Raw genomic sequence first — 14,345 nt, forward strand, 5'->3', positions numbered from 1 at the left:
AGATAATGGGCCGCTGAAAACCTATCTCGCCTTGGCACTCGCCGCGAAGTCGGACACTGGCAGCACATGCTTGCGCTCCAGCACGTGATAGACGATGCCGGTCAGCAGCAGCCCGAAGACCATGACGCCCGACAGAAAATAGAGGCCCGATGCCAGGCTGCCGGTGATTTCCTTCAACGCACCGATCACGAACGGCCCGATGTAGCCGCCCAGGTTGCCGACCGAATTGATCAGCGCGATACCGGCTGCGGCACTGGCACCGGCAAAGAACCGCCCTGGCAATGTCCAGAACACCGCCGTGCAGGAGAACAGCGCAAACGCCACGACACACAATGCAGCCAGCTGCGCCACCGGCAGGGTCAGCCAGGCGCTGCAGAACAGGCCGATGGCACCCAGCACATACAGCACGGCCAGATGCCCGTAACGGTCGTTGAGGCGGTCGGAACTGCGCGGCACGATCAGCAGGCCAATGATGCCGAAAATGTACGGCACCGAAGACACAAAGCCGGTGGTCAGGTCACTGCCACCGAACTGTTTGATCAGCGTCGGCAGCCACAGGCCCAGACCGTAGATACTCAACGTCACCGGCAGGTAGAACAGCGCCAGCAGCAGCACGCGCTTGTCTTTCAAGGCATGCAAGGGATTGCCGTGGCGAGTCTGGCCGTATTCTTCCAGGTCCTTTTTCAGCTCACCGGTCAGCCAGTCTTTCTCGGTCTGGTCCATCCATTTGACCTGTTGCGGACCGTCCGGCAACCAGCGCAGCACCGGCCAGGTCAACAGAATCGCTGGCGTGCCGATGACGATGAACAGCCATTGCCAGCCATGCAGGCCGAGTATGCCGTCCATGCCCAGCAAACCACCGGACACCGGCCCGGTGATCATCATGGCGATGGGTTGCGAGAGGATGAAAAGGCCAAGGATCTTGCCGCGATGGCGCACCGGAAACCACTGGGTGATGTAGTACAGCACACCGGGAAAGAAGCCCGCCTCGGCAGCACCGAGCAGAAAACGCATCACATAGAAGCTGTGCGGCCCTTGGACGAAGGCCATGCCGATGGTGATCGCGCCCCAGGTGATCATGATTCGTGCGAACCAGCGGCGTGCGCCAAAACGCTCGAGCATCAGGTTGCTGGGGATTTCAAACAGGAAGTAGCCGATGAAAAACAGTCCGGCACCCAGCCCGTAGGCCGCGTCGCCGATACCGATGTCGGCGCCCATGTGCAGCTTGGCAAAGCCCACGGCAGAGCGGTCCACATAAGCGATCAGGTAAAGCAGGATAAGAAATGGAATCAGTTTGAACGTAATGCGGCGTATAAGCCGCAATTCCTGGCTCATGTAGGCGGTCTCCCATTGTTTTTGTTATGGAACCTGCGGGGATCACCTCTGTGACTGGGTGCCGAATGAAGCTGCACATATGCCAGGATGATCCCTCGTCTACGACTGACTATATAGTAATACTATTTGAACTGACAACTCTTCCAATACGCGTTTTTTAGGCTTACCTTAGCCAGCAGCATCGCCATTAAGTCTTACAATAAGAGAGCCGATCATGTCTGACTCCGATAAAAAACCGACCCTCCGTTCTGCCCAGTGGTTTGGCACCGCTGACAAGAATGGCTTCATGTACCGTAGCTGGATGAAGAATCAGGGTATTGCCGACCATCAGTTCCAGGGCAAACCGATCATCGGCATTTGCAATACCTGGTCGGAGTTGACCCCCTGCAACGCGCATTTCCGGCAGATCGCCGAACACGTCAAACGTGGCGTGATCGAAGCAGGCGGCTGGCCGGTCGAGTTTCCGGTGTTTTCCAACGGCGAATCCAACCTGCGCCCTACCGCAATGTTCACTCGCAACCTGGCGAGCATGGACGTTGAAGAAGCGATTCGCGGCAACCCCATCGATGGCGTCGTGCTGCTGACTGGCTGTGACAAAACCACGCCTGCCCTGCTGATGGGTGCCGCCAGTTGCGACATCCCTGCCATCGTCGTGACTGGCGGACCGATGCTCAACGGCAAGCATCAGGGCAAGGACATCGGCGCCGGCACCATCGTCTGGCAGATGCATGAGTCCTACAAGGCCGGCACCATCAGCCTGGATGAATTCCTGTCCGCCGAAGCCGGCATGTCTCGCTCGGCAGGCACCTGCAACACAATGGGCACGGCCTCGACCATGGCCTGCATGGCCGAAGCGCTGGGCACTTCATTGCCACACAACGCCGCCATTCCTGCGGTGGATTCGCGACGTTACGTGCTGGCCCACATGTCCGGCATGCGTGCGGTGGACATGGTTCGTGAAGACCTGCGCCTGTCAAAGATTCTCACCAAGGCCGCATTCGAAAACGCCATCCGGGTCAATGCGGCCATTGGCGGTTCGACCAACGCCGTTATTCACCTGAAGGCGATTGCCGGGCGCATCGGCGTCGACCTGGACCTGGACGACTGGTCGCGCATGGGCCGCGGTATGCCGACCATCGTCGACCTGCAACCCTCAGGGCGCTTCCTGATGGAAGAGTTTTACTACGCCGGTGGCCTGCCTGCCGTGCTGCGGCGCATGAACGAAGCCAATTTGCTGCCCAATCCGGACGCACTTACGGTCAATGGTAAAAGCATTGGCGAAAACACCTGCAATTCACCGATCTATGGCGAGGACCAGGTAATCCGTGCGCTGGACAATCCGATTCGCGCCGATGGCGGTATCTGCGTATTGCGCGGCAACCTCGCCCCCCTCGGCGCAGTGCTCAAACCGTCTGCCGCCACGCCAGCACTGATGCAGCATCGGGGCCGGGCGGTGGTGTTCGAGAACTTTGAAATGTACAAGGCGCGGATCAACGATCCGGATCTGGACATCGACGCCACGTCGGTCATGGTCCTCAAGAACTGTGGCCCCAAGGGTTATCCCGGCATGGCCGAGGTCGGCAACATGGGCTTGCCAGCCAAGCTGCTGGCGCAGGGCGTGACTGACATGGTGCGTATTTCCGATGCACGTATGAGCGGCACGGCCTACGGCACAGTGGTTTTGCATGTGGCACCGGAAGCCGCAGCCGGCGGGCCATTGGCCGTGGTCAAGGAAGGTGACTGGATCGAGCTGGACTGCGCTGGCGGACGTCTGCATCTGGACATCCCGGAAGCCGAACTGGCGGCACGCCTCGCCGATTGGCAGGCACCGCAGCAGCTGTTACTCGGTGGCTATCGCCAACTGTACGTGGACCGTGTGATGCAGGCGGATCAAGGCTGCGACTTCGACTTTCTGGTCGGTTGCAGAGGTTCAGAAGTGCCTCGCCACTCGCACTAAAAGAAGCGGCGGTCCCTTGTTCTGGCGACCGCCGTCACTGTTGTGCGATGGTATGATGCCCAGCAATCACTGCCAGGACCCAATTGCGCTCTCATGGATTATCGAAAGCCTTCCGACCGAAAAAGCATGCACGCGCGCATTGTCCAGGAACTGGGCATGCAAATCGTATCCGGCCGTTTCAAGCCTGACGAAAAGCTGCCTGCCGAAGCGCTGCTCTGTGAAGAGTACGCCGTCAGCCGCCCGGTACTGCGCGAAGCCACACGGGTTCTGGTCGCCAAGGGGCTGGTCTACTCGCGGCCGCGTGTCGGCACGGTGGTCAAGGCCCGACGCGAATGGCACCTGCTGGACCCGGATGTGCTGCACTGGGTGATGCAAAGTTCGCCGCAGAATGAATTCTTCAACCTGCTGACCAGTGTTCGCGCAGTCATCGAACCGGCTGTTGCAGCACTGGCTGCGCAACATGCCACGGACGCAGAAATCGAGTCGATTCACGAAGCCTACCTGCGTATGGAGGCCGCACCGACCCCGGAAGACCTGCTGCAACCCGATCTCGACTTCCACAGCCGCATCGCCGATGCCACCCATAACGACCTGCTGGCGCACTTGTGCAACATGCTGTCGCTGGCGTTGCGTGAAGCGCTCAAATACTCCAACAAACGCCCCAACCTGCACGAACTGGCCATGCCTCGTCACAAGGCAATCCTCACCGCCATCCAGAACCGCGACGCGCTGGGCGCACGCCATGCTTCGCTGGTGCAACTGGACGATGCGCGCAATGCGCTGAGTGTGGTGCTGGGTGGCGGTTGATTGGCTCGACTGAGTCGATAACTCGTTGAGCCTGTGTATTCGCCGTGTTTATTAGAGACGCAAGTCATATTGAAGCGTAAGTCATCATTCCAACGTGCCGCGTGGGAATGCCGTTCTGGAAGCTCTGCATCCTGTCCCAAGTAAGCGGCGCGATACGAATTAATGACGCAGAGCGTCACGAACTGCATGCCAACGCCGGAGCATTGGCACGATAGTTAAAAGGACCCGGAGTTACAGGCCGCCACGGCCTTAATGCGAAAACAACGAATTGCCCACCTTCCCCGCCATCTTCTCCGGCTTGATCAGAAACCGTGCCAGCGCGGGCAGCAGCCACAGTGCGCCGAACATGTTCCACAGCAGCATGAAGGTCAGCATCAGGCCCATGTCGGCCTGAAACTTGATTGCCGAGAAGATCCAGGTGCACACACCAATGGCCAGGCAAAGGCCAGTAAACAGCACGGCCTTGCCGGTGGACTTCAGGGTTTCGTAATAGGCTTGCTGCAGCGGCAGACCGGCGCGCAGGAAGCTTTCCAGGCGGCTGTAGATGTAGATGCCGTAATCGACACCAATCCCCACTCCCAACGCCACAACCGGCAGGGTCGCGACCTTGACGCCGATGCCCATGAACGCCATCAGCGCGTTACCCAGCACCGAGGTCAGCACCAGCGGCAGGACGATGCACAGGGTCGCGGCCCATGAGCGGAAAGTGATCATGCACATGGCTGCCACGCAGAGGTAGACCAGCACCAGAATGACCAGCTCGGACTGCCTGATGACCTCGTTGGTCGCGGCCTCGATCCCGGCATTGCCTGCGGCCAGCAGGAACTGCAGGTCCGGCGTGTCGTTCTCTTTGGCGAAGTCCTGGACGGCATGTACGGCACGGTCCAGGGTTTCGGCTTTATGGTCGTTGAGGAATACCAGCAGCGGGGCCAGGGAACAGTCGGTGTTGTACAAACCATCAGCGCGGGCGATGGAGTTGTTCAGCACGTCTTTGTTGCGCGACAGGCTTTCCCACTTCAGGTTGCCCTCGTTCATGCCCTTGATGACCTGCTTGGAAACGGTCACCAGCGAAATGGCTGACTGCACGCCTTGGGTGTTTTCCATCTTCCAGGCCAGTTCGTTGATCGCTGACATAGTCGAATACGCCGAGCAGCCCTCGGGGGCTGTCTTGACCATGACCACCAGCACATCGGAACTGGTCGAGTAGTGATTAATGATGAACGCGTTGTCCTTGTTATAGCGCGAGTCAGGGCGCAGCTCAGGGGCGCCCTGGTCCAGATCACCGATCTTCAGGTTCTGGCTGTACCAGAGCCCGCAACCGAAGGCCAGCAACGCCAACACAATCGACACCGGCGCGACTTTGGCACTGGCAAAGTTCGACAGCAGTCGCCAGAAAGGATGCTCGCAGACCGCATCCTGCTTGCTACGGCTCACCGCCCGTTTGCTGATACCCACGTAGGAAATGGCCACGGGCAACAGAATCAGGTTGGTGAACACGATCACCGCAACGCCTATGGACGCGCCGATGGCCAGTTCGCGGATCACGCCGATGTCGATGATCAGCAACGTGATGAACCCGACGGCATCAGCCAGAATGGCGATCATGCCCGGCAGAAACAGCTGACGAAACGTGCGACGCGCAGCAGTCAGAGCGTTTTCGGCCTCGCTGGATTGCAGGGCGATACCGTTGATTTTCTGCACGCCGTGAGAGATGCCGATAGCAAAAATCAGAAACGGCACCAGCATCGAATACGGGTCAATACCGAAGCCGACGACGTGCATCAGCCCCAGTTGCCAGATCACCGCAATGAGCGTGGTGCTCAGAACCGCCACGGTACTGCGGATACAACGGGTGAACCAGATCAGCAATACCAGAGTGATCAGAAACGCGATGCCAAAGAACATCACCACCATGAACAGACCGTCAATCAAGTCGCCGACTTTCTTGGCGAAACCGACGATATGAATCTTGATATGGGGGTTTTGTACCTGGTATTTGTCGCGGATCTTCTCTTCAAGCTGATGAGAGAATTGCTGGTAGTCCAGCGCCAGCAACTTGCCCTGATCGGCCGGGTCCGGGTAAGACTCCTGCAGCGGAACCTCAATGATGCTCGACCTGAAATCGTTGGCGACCAGTCGCCCGACCTGCCCGGACTTGAGCACGTTGTTGCGTAACTGATCCAGACTGGCGTCCGAGCCGTTGTAACTCTGCGGTATGACTTCGCCCCCCGCAAATCCCTCTTCCGTCACTTCGGTCCAGCGCACGCTGGGGCTCCAGAGGGATTTGAGACCGGAGCGGTCCACCCCGGGAATGTAAAACACCTCGTCACTGATCTGGCGCAGGGTCTCCATGTACTCTTTGGAGAAAATATCGCCATCCACCGCCTCGACAGAGATGCGCACGGTATTGCCCAGGTTCGCCAGATCGTTGCGGTGCTTCATCATGTTCTGAATGAACGGATGAGACAGGGGGATCATTTTTTCGAAACTGGTGGAAGGCCGAACCTGCGTGGCCTGCCAGAACAGAAAAATACTCGCCAGCAGACAAAGGATAATCACCGCAGGGCGATGATTGAAAATCAGGCGTTCAAGGAAGGTTGCCTTTTCGTCCGAGTGTTGCGTGTGTTGAACAGTGCTCATGCCGGAATGTCCCCGCCCTGAAAGGTCTTATTGTTGGGTCGTATCGGCGCCCGTCGGCGAGGTGACGCGCACGCCGCCTTGTCCTACCAGAATCAGATTGCCTTGAAGGTTGCCGGTGACCCCGGCCAGCGAGATGCGATCGGGCCGATTGAACACCTTGAACGTTTCGCCATCATCATTGCTGCGCATGACGCTACCGCCGTTACCGACCAGCACCAGCGAACCATCGGCCAGCAATGTGGCGCTGGCCAGACCGAACTCGACCGGGCCGCGTGCGCCCTTCAGTTCTATAGGCTGCCAGCTGTCACCAAAATCGCTGGAACGAAACAGATTGCCGCGCAAACCATAAGCCAGCAGCGTAGAAGGCTGAGCCGTGCCGATCACGCCGAATAGCGAGCCTTGATAGGGGCCTTCGAGTTTCTCCCAGGTCTGCCCCTGGTCACTTGAGCGAAACATGCTGCCCGCCTCGCCGACAATGAACAGGCCTGCGTCTTTGACCTGAGCAATGCTGTTCAGGTGATACTGGTCTTCGTTGTCCAGCCGCTCGCTGACATCTTCCCAATGCTGACCGCCATCAACGGTGCTCAACAGCGCACCGTAAGCGCCCACGGCAAAACCGGTGTCGAGGTCCTTGAACCAGACGTCCAGCAGTGGCGCCTCGCGCTTCAAGTCCTCGAACTGCTTGCCCCAGCTCTTGCCACCATCGTTACTGGCCAGTATCTGTGCGTCATGACCCACCGCCCAGCCATGCTGTTCATCCACGAAAAACACAGCCGTCAACAGCTGGCGGGTCGGCACGCGAGCCTGGCTCCAGGTCTTGCCTTGATCGTCGGAGAACAGAATATGCCCATGATCACCCACCACGACCAGCCGTGCGCCGGCATGGGCGACGTCCAGCAACAAACCGCGTGAGGCTCTGGCCGATTCGACAGCATAAACAGCCTTGTCTGCAGCAGCGGCTGATGTCGATGCAGAGTCGGACCCGGCCGTTGCAGGGACGGCAAAAGAACATGAAGTAAAAATCGCCAGGGGCAGGCCCGCGTATAACCGGATGCGTCGATGGAAAGGGGCACGCATGAACTTCTCCGCTCTTATTATTATCAGGTGGCTGCTATCGACTGCGGGTATCAACCGACTCGTATTGCCCCGGACGTCCACAGCCGTCCGGCTTTACCTGTGTGGAAGACCGTTCATCCTAGGCAGCTTTGCAAATGCCTGACAATCGACATGTCGTTATCTTTTGTTAAGCGCACGAATGTGATTGATGGATCATCACGATGGTTAATCGCGCAGCTTCCCCAGACGCCTGTCAGTGAATACCCCGGCGACGCAATGCGGCGGGTTTGAAGGCATTTACGCTGGGCACAGGCTGGGAGAAATCACTGGTGCCGGGCTCCTGATTGTCCAGGCTCTGTACGTGGTAACGGCGTGCCTGCAAGTCATGGAAAACGTCCAGTGCAGACCAGGTGGTCGGTAGCTCGTAATAGTTTTTCAGGTACGCCATGGAGACCCGCCACAATTGCCCTCTGCCGTCATATTGATCGACAACTGCGGCCTGCCAGCTGTCTTCATCCAGGTACAGCGTGCGCCGGGAGTAGACGTGCCGCGCGGTAGGTTTGAGCCTGCCCTCCACCACCCATACACGATGCAACTCATGGCGTGTATAAGCCGGGTTGAGGTGGCCGACCTGCAATAACTGTCGGTAGGTAATATCAGGGCTGGATATCCGGTAATTGTTGTAAGGAATATAAATTTCGCGTTTGCCCAGCAACGTCCACTCGTAACGGTCCGGCGAACCATTGAACATGTCGGTATCATCTGCGGTACGCAACCCCTCGGAGGCCGGGATCGGCATATCGTAAGCCAGACTCGGCGCCCGTCTCACCCGACGTTGCGCAGCACTGTAAGCCCACGCTTGCCGAGGCTCCTGCACCTGATCAAGTGTTTCATGGACCAGCACGGCGGAACCGGCCATGCGGGTCGGGCACTGGATAAACGACAGGTAATAAAACAGCACATTATCCAGACTGGCAAAACTGCCCGCGGGGTCATAAAAGCGGAACAGCACTTTCTGACGCGAGGTGTTTAATTTGAAACTGCCGTCACGCTGTATGGCGACCTCCGAAGTCCCTCGCACCACGTAATGACCGCGATAGCGGGCAATATGATTCCACACAGCCTGAATACCCTTTTCCGGAACAGGAAATGGAATGCCGCCATAGGCATCGATAAAACCGTTACCGCCACCGATCAACCGGGCGTTTTGTGCATTATGCCGTGTATTATCGTACACCCATTGCGGTGCCGACCCGGAACGTCGGGTGGTGTATATCGGCATCTGATAACTATCAGGCCAGGTTTCGAACATCGCCACCTGCCCAGGTGTCAGGTAGCTGCGATAGTGCTGCATATTGGCGTGCGTAATAGTGAACAAGGGCTTGTCTGCGGCATACGGGTCGACATGCCGCGTACCTGAGCCCTTGTATCCAGGCGGAGGCCGAGTGATTCCGCCGCGCCATGGCGGGATGGTCCCTGCTGCGTTACCCGCCACCTCGCCTCCCAGCGGTGTCAGGCGGTTTCCGAGCAGCGTAGCCTCAGCTGCCAGACTGGTGTTGAGCGCGAGCAGCATCGCCAGCGCGAACCCCGGCAGTTGTTTCATGAGCATGTGGGCTCTCCTTGCGTGGCCTGTCCGGGACAAGTGTCCGAACTCAGGCCGATAGTATTTGCGATGTAAACGAGGTGTCGTGAGAGACGAATAAACTTACCGTCCGTTCATAAAGACTTATTAAACGGATGAACCCGTCAATGTAATTATTGATCCCGCGAACACTGTGGAGGTCAGGCAAGAGTCTGTAGGAAACTTCCTAAACTTACGATACTTTACAAGATGACCGACACAGCAGGCACCCAGAGTTGTCCGCAGTAATGCAACGCGAATGCCAATAAGCGTCAACATACAGATCAACATAGAGAGCCGGTACAGATCAATTCATTAACGGACCTTCTGTATCGCCAGAATTAAAAACACGAGTACAGCCTGTTTGATTGTCAGACATAGCATCAAAATATAACCGGTTGATACCGGTCATTGCGGACTCGATAAACGTTCGGTAACAGCGAGGGTGTTACGTGTATTGGACAAGTAACACTTATTGAGAATAAGCAGCGTTCAGTCGATGACCACGTGGGGCAGGAACCGGCTGGTGTCCTTGGTGATCAGACTGTCGTCTTCGCGAATGCCGATTCCGGAGGCAAGGTCGCCGATGACCCAGGAGCCGATCAGCGTGTAGCTGTCACCGAATCGCGGCAGCGGCGAGTACGCCTGCAAAATATAAGGCGCATCAGTGTAAGGCCCATCGACTGAAATCACCTGATCGCCAGGCGTGCGCATTTCAATGTTGGCACCTTCACGAGAAAAGTAGGGTTTGCGTACCCAGCCCTTGGGAACCGGTCTGCTCGGGTCCTGATCGACGCGCGAAGGCAGCAGGTTCGGATGGCCCTCATTGAACTGCCACAACAACGGCAGAATTCCCTTGTTGCTGAGAATCGACTTCCAGGCAGGTTCAACGAACTGAGTGCCACTGGCTGGAACGTGCTGGCCAAACTCCTCGTGAAAGATATGTTCCCAGGCGTGAAGCTTGAACAGCCGCTCGATCCAGCGTCCGTCCAGGTCGACAAAACGCCCCTCGGCACTGAGCCCGATGTCCTCGATATCGATATGCCGGGCATCAATGCCCACGTGCGCAGCCATGCGCCGCAGAAAGTCGGTAGTACCACGGTCCTCGACAGAGCCGGACATCGCCGAAAAGTAGAACGGGCTCGCCCCCGGAAACTCGGCAAACGCCCGAACAAGATCCTCGGCAATCGAATTGAACTGGCTGGCATGCGCGGGCAGAACACCGCGCGCCATCTGCTCGTCCAGCCAGAGCAACTGGAACGCACCTGCCTCCATCAGACTGGTGGGCGTATCAGCATTGATTTCGTACATCTTTGCCGGGCCCGTGCCGTCGTAGGCAAAGTCGAAGCGCCCGTAAAGGTGTGGATGCCCCTGTTTCCATGACGCGCGGATCACATCAAAGAACGCTTCCGGAATCGCCAGGCGGTGCAACAACTCTTCGCTGTCCACCACCCGCGCGACTGCGTCCAGACACATCTGGTGAAGTTCCTGGGTAGGCACTTCAAGGTCGCGGGTAATCTGCTGCTCGGTGAATAGATAATACCCGCGCTCATCCCAATAGCGCTCGCCATCGATGGTATGAAAGTTGAACCCTTCACGTTCCGCCGTTGCGCGCCAGTCCGGGCGTTCCTCGATACTGATCTTTTTCATGGCCCGGACCGTCAGCCTCCGAAACTGCTGCTGCCACCGCTGCTCTTGCCGCCCCAGCCACTGCGTGCCGAGGCCTGGCTGCCGAAGCCGCCGCGCGAGATAGTCGACGACACCGAGGACGAGCCAGAGCCCGAACTGCCCAGGTTTCGCCCCAGTGTGCTCTTGCCATAGCTGCGATCCGGACTGGATTGCGCCTGGGTCGAACGGCCAAAGGTTTTGCCGCGATCAATCTGACTTGGCAAGGACGAGCTGTAGTAACCGCCGCGGTCATCGCGCGTCTGGTAGATAGGTTGCGAGTAATAGCGATTGTTGCCGAAGCCATTGCTGAGCAGATTACCGATCAGCAGACCGGCCATCAGCCCGGTGGTGCCGCTCATGCCTGCGGGAGCGGACTGGGCGACTTCCTGATTGGCCCGGTCCAGCGCCTCTTTGGGCACACGCCCGGAAAAACCCAGCTCAAAGCCGCCGAGTTTCGGCATGTACTTGCCATCCGAAGTGACCTGGCAATAATCCGGTACAAAGTCCGCGTCGCAAGACGCCTTGTCATCATAGGTCGGCGCGATGCGGCGATGGTCGGACAGCGCCTGCATGTAGGCATCCGAACAGACATTTACCGGCACCTTGGCATCAACGCACTCCTGCACCGAACTGAAGTTGGCCTGCGCGTTGAAAGTATCCTTGTCTTGCGACGGGCCACACCCGGCAAGGGCCAGCGGAAGCGTGCTGGCAAGTACCAGCTTTACTGAACTGCGTCTCATCGTGAGTCTCCTTGTTCAAGGCTGCCGTCAGACCGAAGGGGTCATGCAGGCTGCGTTGAGAAGACCGACGCTGATTGCGACGCTGGCCGAGTAAATGGCGGCAGCCATTTCGCCCTTGGCAATACGTGTCGACAGGCCCTTGAGCACCAGGCTGGTAACACCGAACGCCAGCAGTTGCACAACGGCTGCAATCACCACCCAGACGATCACATCCAGAATGCTGATGCTGTAACTGATGATGTTGCTGGCTGGCAGCGCGAAACCGATCAGCGAACCGCCCAACGCCAACGCGGCAGCACTGTTGTTCTCGCGAATCAGCGCAAATTCCTTGTGCGGCGTGATCCTGCTGTAGATGAACTGGAACAGGGCGAACAGAATGGCCGCAACCAGAATGTACATGACGAAGCCAATCACGGCAGGGGCATTGAGCGACATACGCAGCGCGTCGATCATGAAGATTTCCTTGTCAAAGAACGTTGATATCAGTGGATTGCAGCGTTATGCCAACGGCCGTGGTGAGGGTAATGCTGCCCTCTTCGTCTTCCTCGACGGAAAACAGCAGAAACTCGCGGCGGTTGATCAGCCCCGTTTCGCGGGCATACAGCATGCTCAGGTGTTTGACGCGATACGCAGCATCAGGGCTGACAATGTCCTCATCCAGTGGCGTCAGCTCGGTCTGGCCGGGCGACGTGCCCCATTGCCGTTCGAATACCTCGCCATCGTGTTCGTAGGTGGGCAGGCCGATCTTCGACGACGGACCGGTCAGGCGCAGCAACTCATCCTTGCTGGTGATCGGCTCGGCGCTGTAGTAACCGAACAGAATAATGTCCTGCACGTCTTCCGGATTGGGGCCGTTGCTGACCACCTGCAGGAAGTAGTCCTCATTATCCAGGTAGAAGCGATGCAACGCCATCGACTGGCCCAGATCTACGCGCCCCACGGCCCAGACCTTTTCATCGTCTGGGACAACCACTTGCGAATGCCCGTCGAGCAACAGCTTCAACGAGCTGTCCAGACATAACATGCGACCGGACGCCAACCCTAACGGGCTGACCGTGCTGACGGATTGCACGCCATCACGACCTGATGCCTTGGGTGCTTCCAGCCCCATGGCACGTTTGAACCAACTCATAGTGCAGTTCCCTTGAAGTCGACTGGAGCCGGTATGGACATGTCTTTAACCGGAATAAACACACTGTTCAAAAGACTGGCTCACTTCTGCGCCAGCAATGCCTTGGAATGCATCAGCCACGCTACACAAATACCCGCCAGTGCGCCGGCAATATGTGATTCAAACGATATGCCAGCTACCGGGACAAAGCCGAAAACCAGTCCGCTGTAGCCCGCCAGTACCAACAGCGCGACCAGCACGCTGGCGATACTGCGCTGATACCATGCCCGCGCGAGCAGGTAAGCCCACAAACCAAAAATCAGACCGCTCGCACCGACATGGATATTGCTGCGACCGAAGCTCCACACCAGCAACCCGCCCAGCAGACAGACCAGCCCGGCGACCCATGCATAACGCCTGACACCCTCAGTGGCGACCAGCCAGCTCAGCACAATGAACGGCAGCAGGTTGCTGAGCAAGTGCTGAATCGAACCGTGCAGAAAAGGCGCAAACACAATGCCGCGCAACCCGGTCGCATTGCGCGGAATGATACCGAAATGAATCAGGCCGTTGCCGGTGATCGAGTTCAGCACTTGCACCGCAATCATAACTGCTGCCAGGGCGAGGATGACCTTGAGTCGTTTGGAAAACTCCATTCACCACCCTCGCCTGCCCTGTGGCTTCGCTTACTGAGCCGGCGTCTGGTTTTTGGCTTTCAGACGTGCCAGCACATCTTGCGCACCGCCACTTTTGGCACCAATACCGGCATCCTGCAGACGACGCTCCAGATCGCTGCCGCTGGACTGGCTGGCCAGTTCTTCGGCCGCTTCGAGCTTGGCGTCCTGTTCATCCTGACGTTGCTTGAGACGCGCCAGCGAGCCTACTGCGGTTTCGACTGCGCCGCTGGCACCACCGGTTGCAGTGGCCGTTGCAACGCGAGCTTTTTGCACGGTTTCACGGGCCTTGGCCATCTCGACCTGCTGCTTGAGGCTCTTGATTCGCGATTCGGCCTTGACCACCTGTTCTTGCAGCAGGCTGACCTGCTTGTTGAACTGATCGGCCAGTTCCTGCTCCTGATCACGCAGGGCCTCGATCTCGGCGATCTTGTTCGCGCACTCCACAGCCAGCGCTTCTTCACCCTTGTTCAGAGCCTGCATGGCGCGGCCTTCCCAGTTGGCGATGCTGGTGGCGTGTTCTTCAAGACGCTGTGCCGAAAGCTTGTGCTTGGCCTTGATGGTAATCAGCCCGTCGCGGGCCTTGACCAGCGCATTGTCGGCGTCACGAATTTCCTGATCCAGAATGCGGATGGCATTGGCATCGGCAATCGACTCGCCCACTTCGGAAGCGCCACCACGAACGGCGGTCACCAGTTTTTTCCAGATACTCGTAGTCATGAATGTTCTCCGCCTG

12 protein-coding genes are annotated in these 14,345 nt (G+C 58.0%); 2 read left to right on the forward strand and 10 right to left on the reverse strand.

Going from position 1 to position 14,345, the window contains the following annotated elements:
• Positions 1-21: 21 nt before the first annotated feature.
• A complete protein-coding gene (locus AC4ANK_RS19585) occupies positions 22-1,335 on the reverse strand; it encodes an MFS transporter (protein WP_002554487.1) in 1,314 nt (437 codons plus the stop codon).
• 214 nt (positions 1,336-1,549) lie between these two features.
• Between AC4ANK_RS19585 and AC4ANK_RS19590 the strand changes: the two genes are divergently transcribed.
• Together AC4ANK_RS19590 and AC4ANK_RS19595 are read left to right on the forward strand one after the other, a co-directional pair.
• A complete protein-coding gene (locus AC4ANK_RS19590) occupies positions 1,550-3,292 on the forward strand; it encodes an IlvD/Edd family dehydratase (RefSeq protein WP_002554488.1) in 1,743 nt (580 codons plus the stop codon).
• A 93-nt stretch (positions 3,293-3,385) separates the two neighbouring features.
• Positions 3,386-4,099: a FadR/GntR family transcriptional regulator gene (locus AC4ANK_RS19595; protein WP_002554489.1), complete on the forward strand. Its 714-nt coding sequence runs from the start codon at positions 3,386-3,388 to the stop codon at positions 4,097-4,099.
• Between the two features lie 249 nt (positions 4,100-4,348).
• On the opposite strand, the gene AC4ANK_RS19600 is transcribed toward AC4ANK_RS19595, so the two are convergent.
• The 9 genes from AC4ANK_RS19600 to AC4ANK_RS19640 form a co-directional block, all read right to left on the reverse strand.
• A complete protein-coding gene (locus AC4ANK_RS19600; protein ID WP_031595448.1) occupies positions 4,349-6,739 on the reverse strand; it encodes an efflux RND transporter permease subunit in 2,391 nt (796 codons plus the stop codon).
• A 27-nt stretch (positions 6,740-6,766) separates the two neighbouring features.
• On the reverse strand, positions 6,767-7,816 hold the full coding sequence (locus AC4ANK_RS19605) for a WD40/YVTN/BNR-like repeat-containing protein (RefSeq protein WP_002554491.1): 1,050 nt from the start codon (positions 7,814-7,816) through the stop codon (positions 6,767-6,769).
• A gap of 232 nt (positions 7,817-8,048) precedes the next feature.
• Entirely contained in the window at positions 8,049-9,404 is a 1,356-nt protein-coding gene (locus AC4ANK_RS19610; RefSeq protein ID WP_002554492.1) for a DUF1329 domain-containing protein, read from the reverse strand.
• A 504-nt stretch (positions 9,405-9,908) separates the two neighbouring features.
• Positions 9,909-11,066, reverse strand: coding sequence for a glutathionylspermidine synthase family protein (locus AC4ANK_RS19615; protein WP_002554493.1), 1,158 nt, complete (start codon positions 11,064-11,066; stop codon positions 9,909-9,911).
• An 11-nt stretch (positions 11,067-11,077) separates the two neighbouring features.
• Positions 11,078-11,824: a DUF1190 domain-containing protein gene (locus AC4ANK_RS19620; protein WP_002554494.1), complete on the reverse strand. Its 747-nt coding sequence runs from the start codon at positions 11,822-11,824 to the stop codon at positions 11,078-11,080.
• A 27-nt stretch (positions 11,825-11,851) separates the two neighbouring features.
• Entirely contained in the window at positions 11,852-12,277 is a 426-nt protein-coding gene (locus tag AC4ANK_RS19625; protein WP_031595452.1) for a DUF350 domain-containing protein, read from the reverse strand.
• Between the two features lie 13 nt (positions 12,278-12,290).
• Positions 12,291-12,956 (reverse strand): DUF2491 family protein, encoded by a 666-nt coding sequence (locus AC4ANK_RS19630; protein ID WP_002554496.1) that lies wholly within the window; start codon positions 12,954-12,956, stop codon positions 12,291-12,293.
• A gap of 80 nt (positions 12,957-13,036) precedes the next feature.
• Positions 13,037-13,591 carry a rhomboid family intramembrane serine protease gene (locus AC4ANK_RS19635; RefSeq protein ID WP_002554497.1) on the reverse strand — a complete coding sequence of 185 codons (555 nt, stop codon included), beginning with the start codon at positions 13,589-13,591 and terminating at the stop codon, positions 13,037-13,039.
• Positions 13,592-13,621: 30 nt separating this feature from the next.
• Positions 13,622-14,329, reverse strand: a complete 708-nt coding sequence (locus AC4ANK_RS19640) for a PspA/IM30 family protein (protein WP_002554498.1) — start codon at positions 14,327-14,329, stop codon at positions 13,622-13,624.
• Positions 14,330-14,345: the final 16 nt, after the last annotated feature.

Source organism: Pseudomonas sp. Pmew2, from assembly GCF_058129885.1.

Excerpts from the sequence above, each read along its gene's own strand:
- AC4ANK_RS19585 (WP_002554487.1), bottom strand. The coding sequence starts at position 1,335 with ATGAGCCAGGAATTGCGGCTTATACGCCGCATTACGTTCAAACTGATT.
- AC4ANK_RS19590 (WP_002554488.1), top strand. The coding sequence starts at position 1,550 with ATGTCTGACTCCGATAAAAAACCGACCCTCCGTTCTGCCCAGTGGTTT.
- AC4ANK_RS19595 (WP_002554489.1), top strand. The coding sequence starts at position 3,386 with ATGGATTATCGAAAGCCTTCCGACCGAAAAAGCATGCACGCGCGCATT.
- AC4ANK_RS19600 (WP_031595448.1), bottom strand. The coding sequence starts at position 6,739 with ATGAGCACTGTTCAACACACGCAACACTCGGACGAAAAGGCAACCTTC.
- AC4ANK_RS19605 (WP_002554491.1), bottom strand. The coding sequence starts at position 7,816 with ATGCGTGCCCCTTTCCATCGACGCATCCGGTTATACGCGGGCCTGCCC.
- AC4ANK_RS19610 (WP_002554492.1), bottom strand. The coding sequence starts at position 9,404 with ATGCTCATGAAACAACTGCCGGGGTTCGCGCTGGCGATGCTGCTCGCG.
- AC4ANK_RS19615 (WP_002554493.1), bottom strand. The coding sequence starts at position 11,066 with ATGAAAAAGATCAGTATCGAGGAACGCCCGGACTGGCGCGCAACGGCG.
- AC4ANK_RS19620 (WP_002554494.1), bottom strand. The coding sequence starts at position 11,824 with ATGAGACGCAGTTCAGTAAAGCTGGTACTTGCCAGCACGCTTCCGCTG.
- AC4ANK_RS19625 (WP_031595452.1), bottom strand. The coding sequence starts at position 12,277 with ATGATCGACGCGCTGCGTATGTCGCTCAATGCCCCTGCCGTGATTGGC.
- AC4ANK_RS19630 (WP_002554496.1), bottom strand. The coding sequence starts at position 12,956 with ATGAGTTGGTTCAAACGTGCCATGGGGCTGGAAGCACCCAAGGCATCA.
- AC4ANK_RS19635 (WP_002554497.1), bottom strand. The coding sequence starts at position 13,591 with ATGGAGTTTTCCAAACGACTCAAGGTCATCCTCGCCCTGGCAGCAGTT.
- AC4ANK_RS19640 (WP_002554498.1), bottom strand. The coding sequence starts at position 14,329 with ATGACTACGAGTATCTGGAAAAAACTGGTGACCGCCGTTCGTGGTGGC.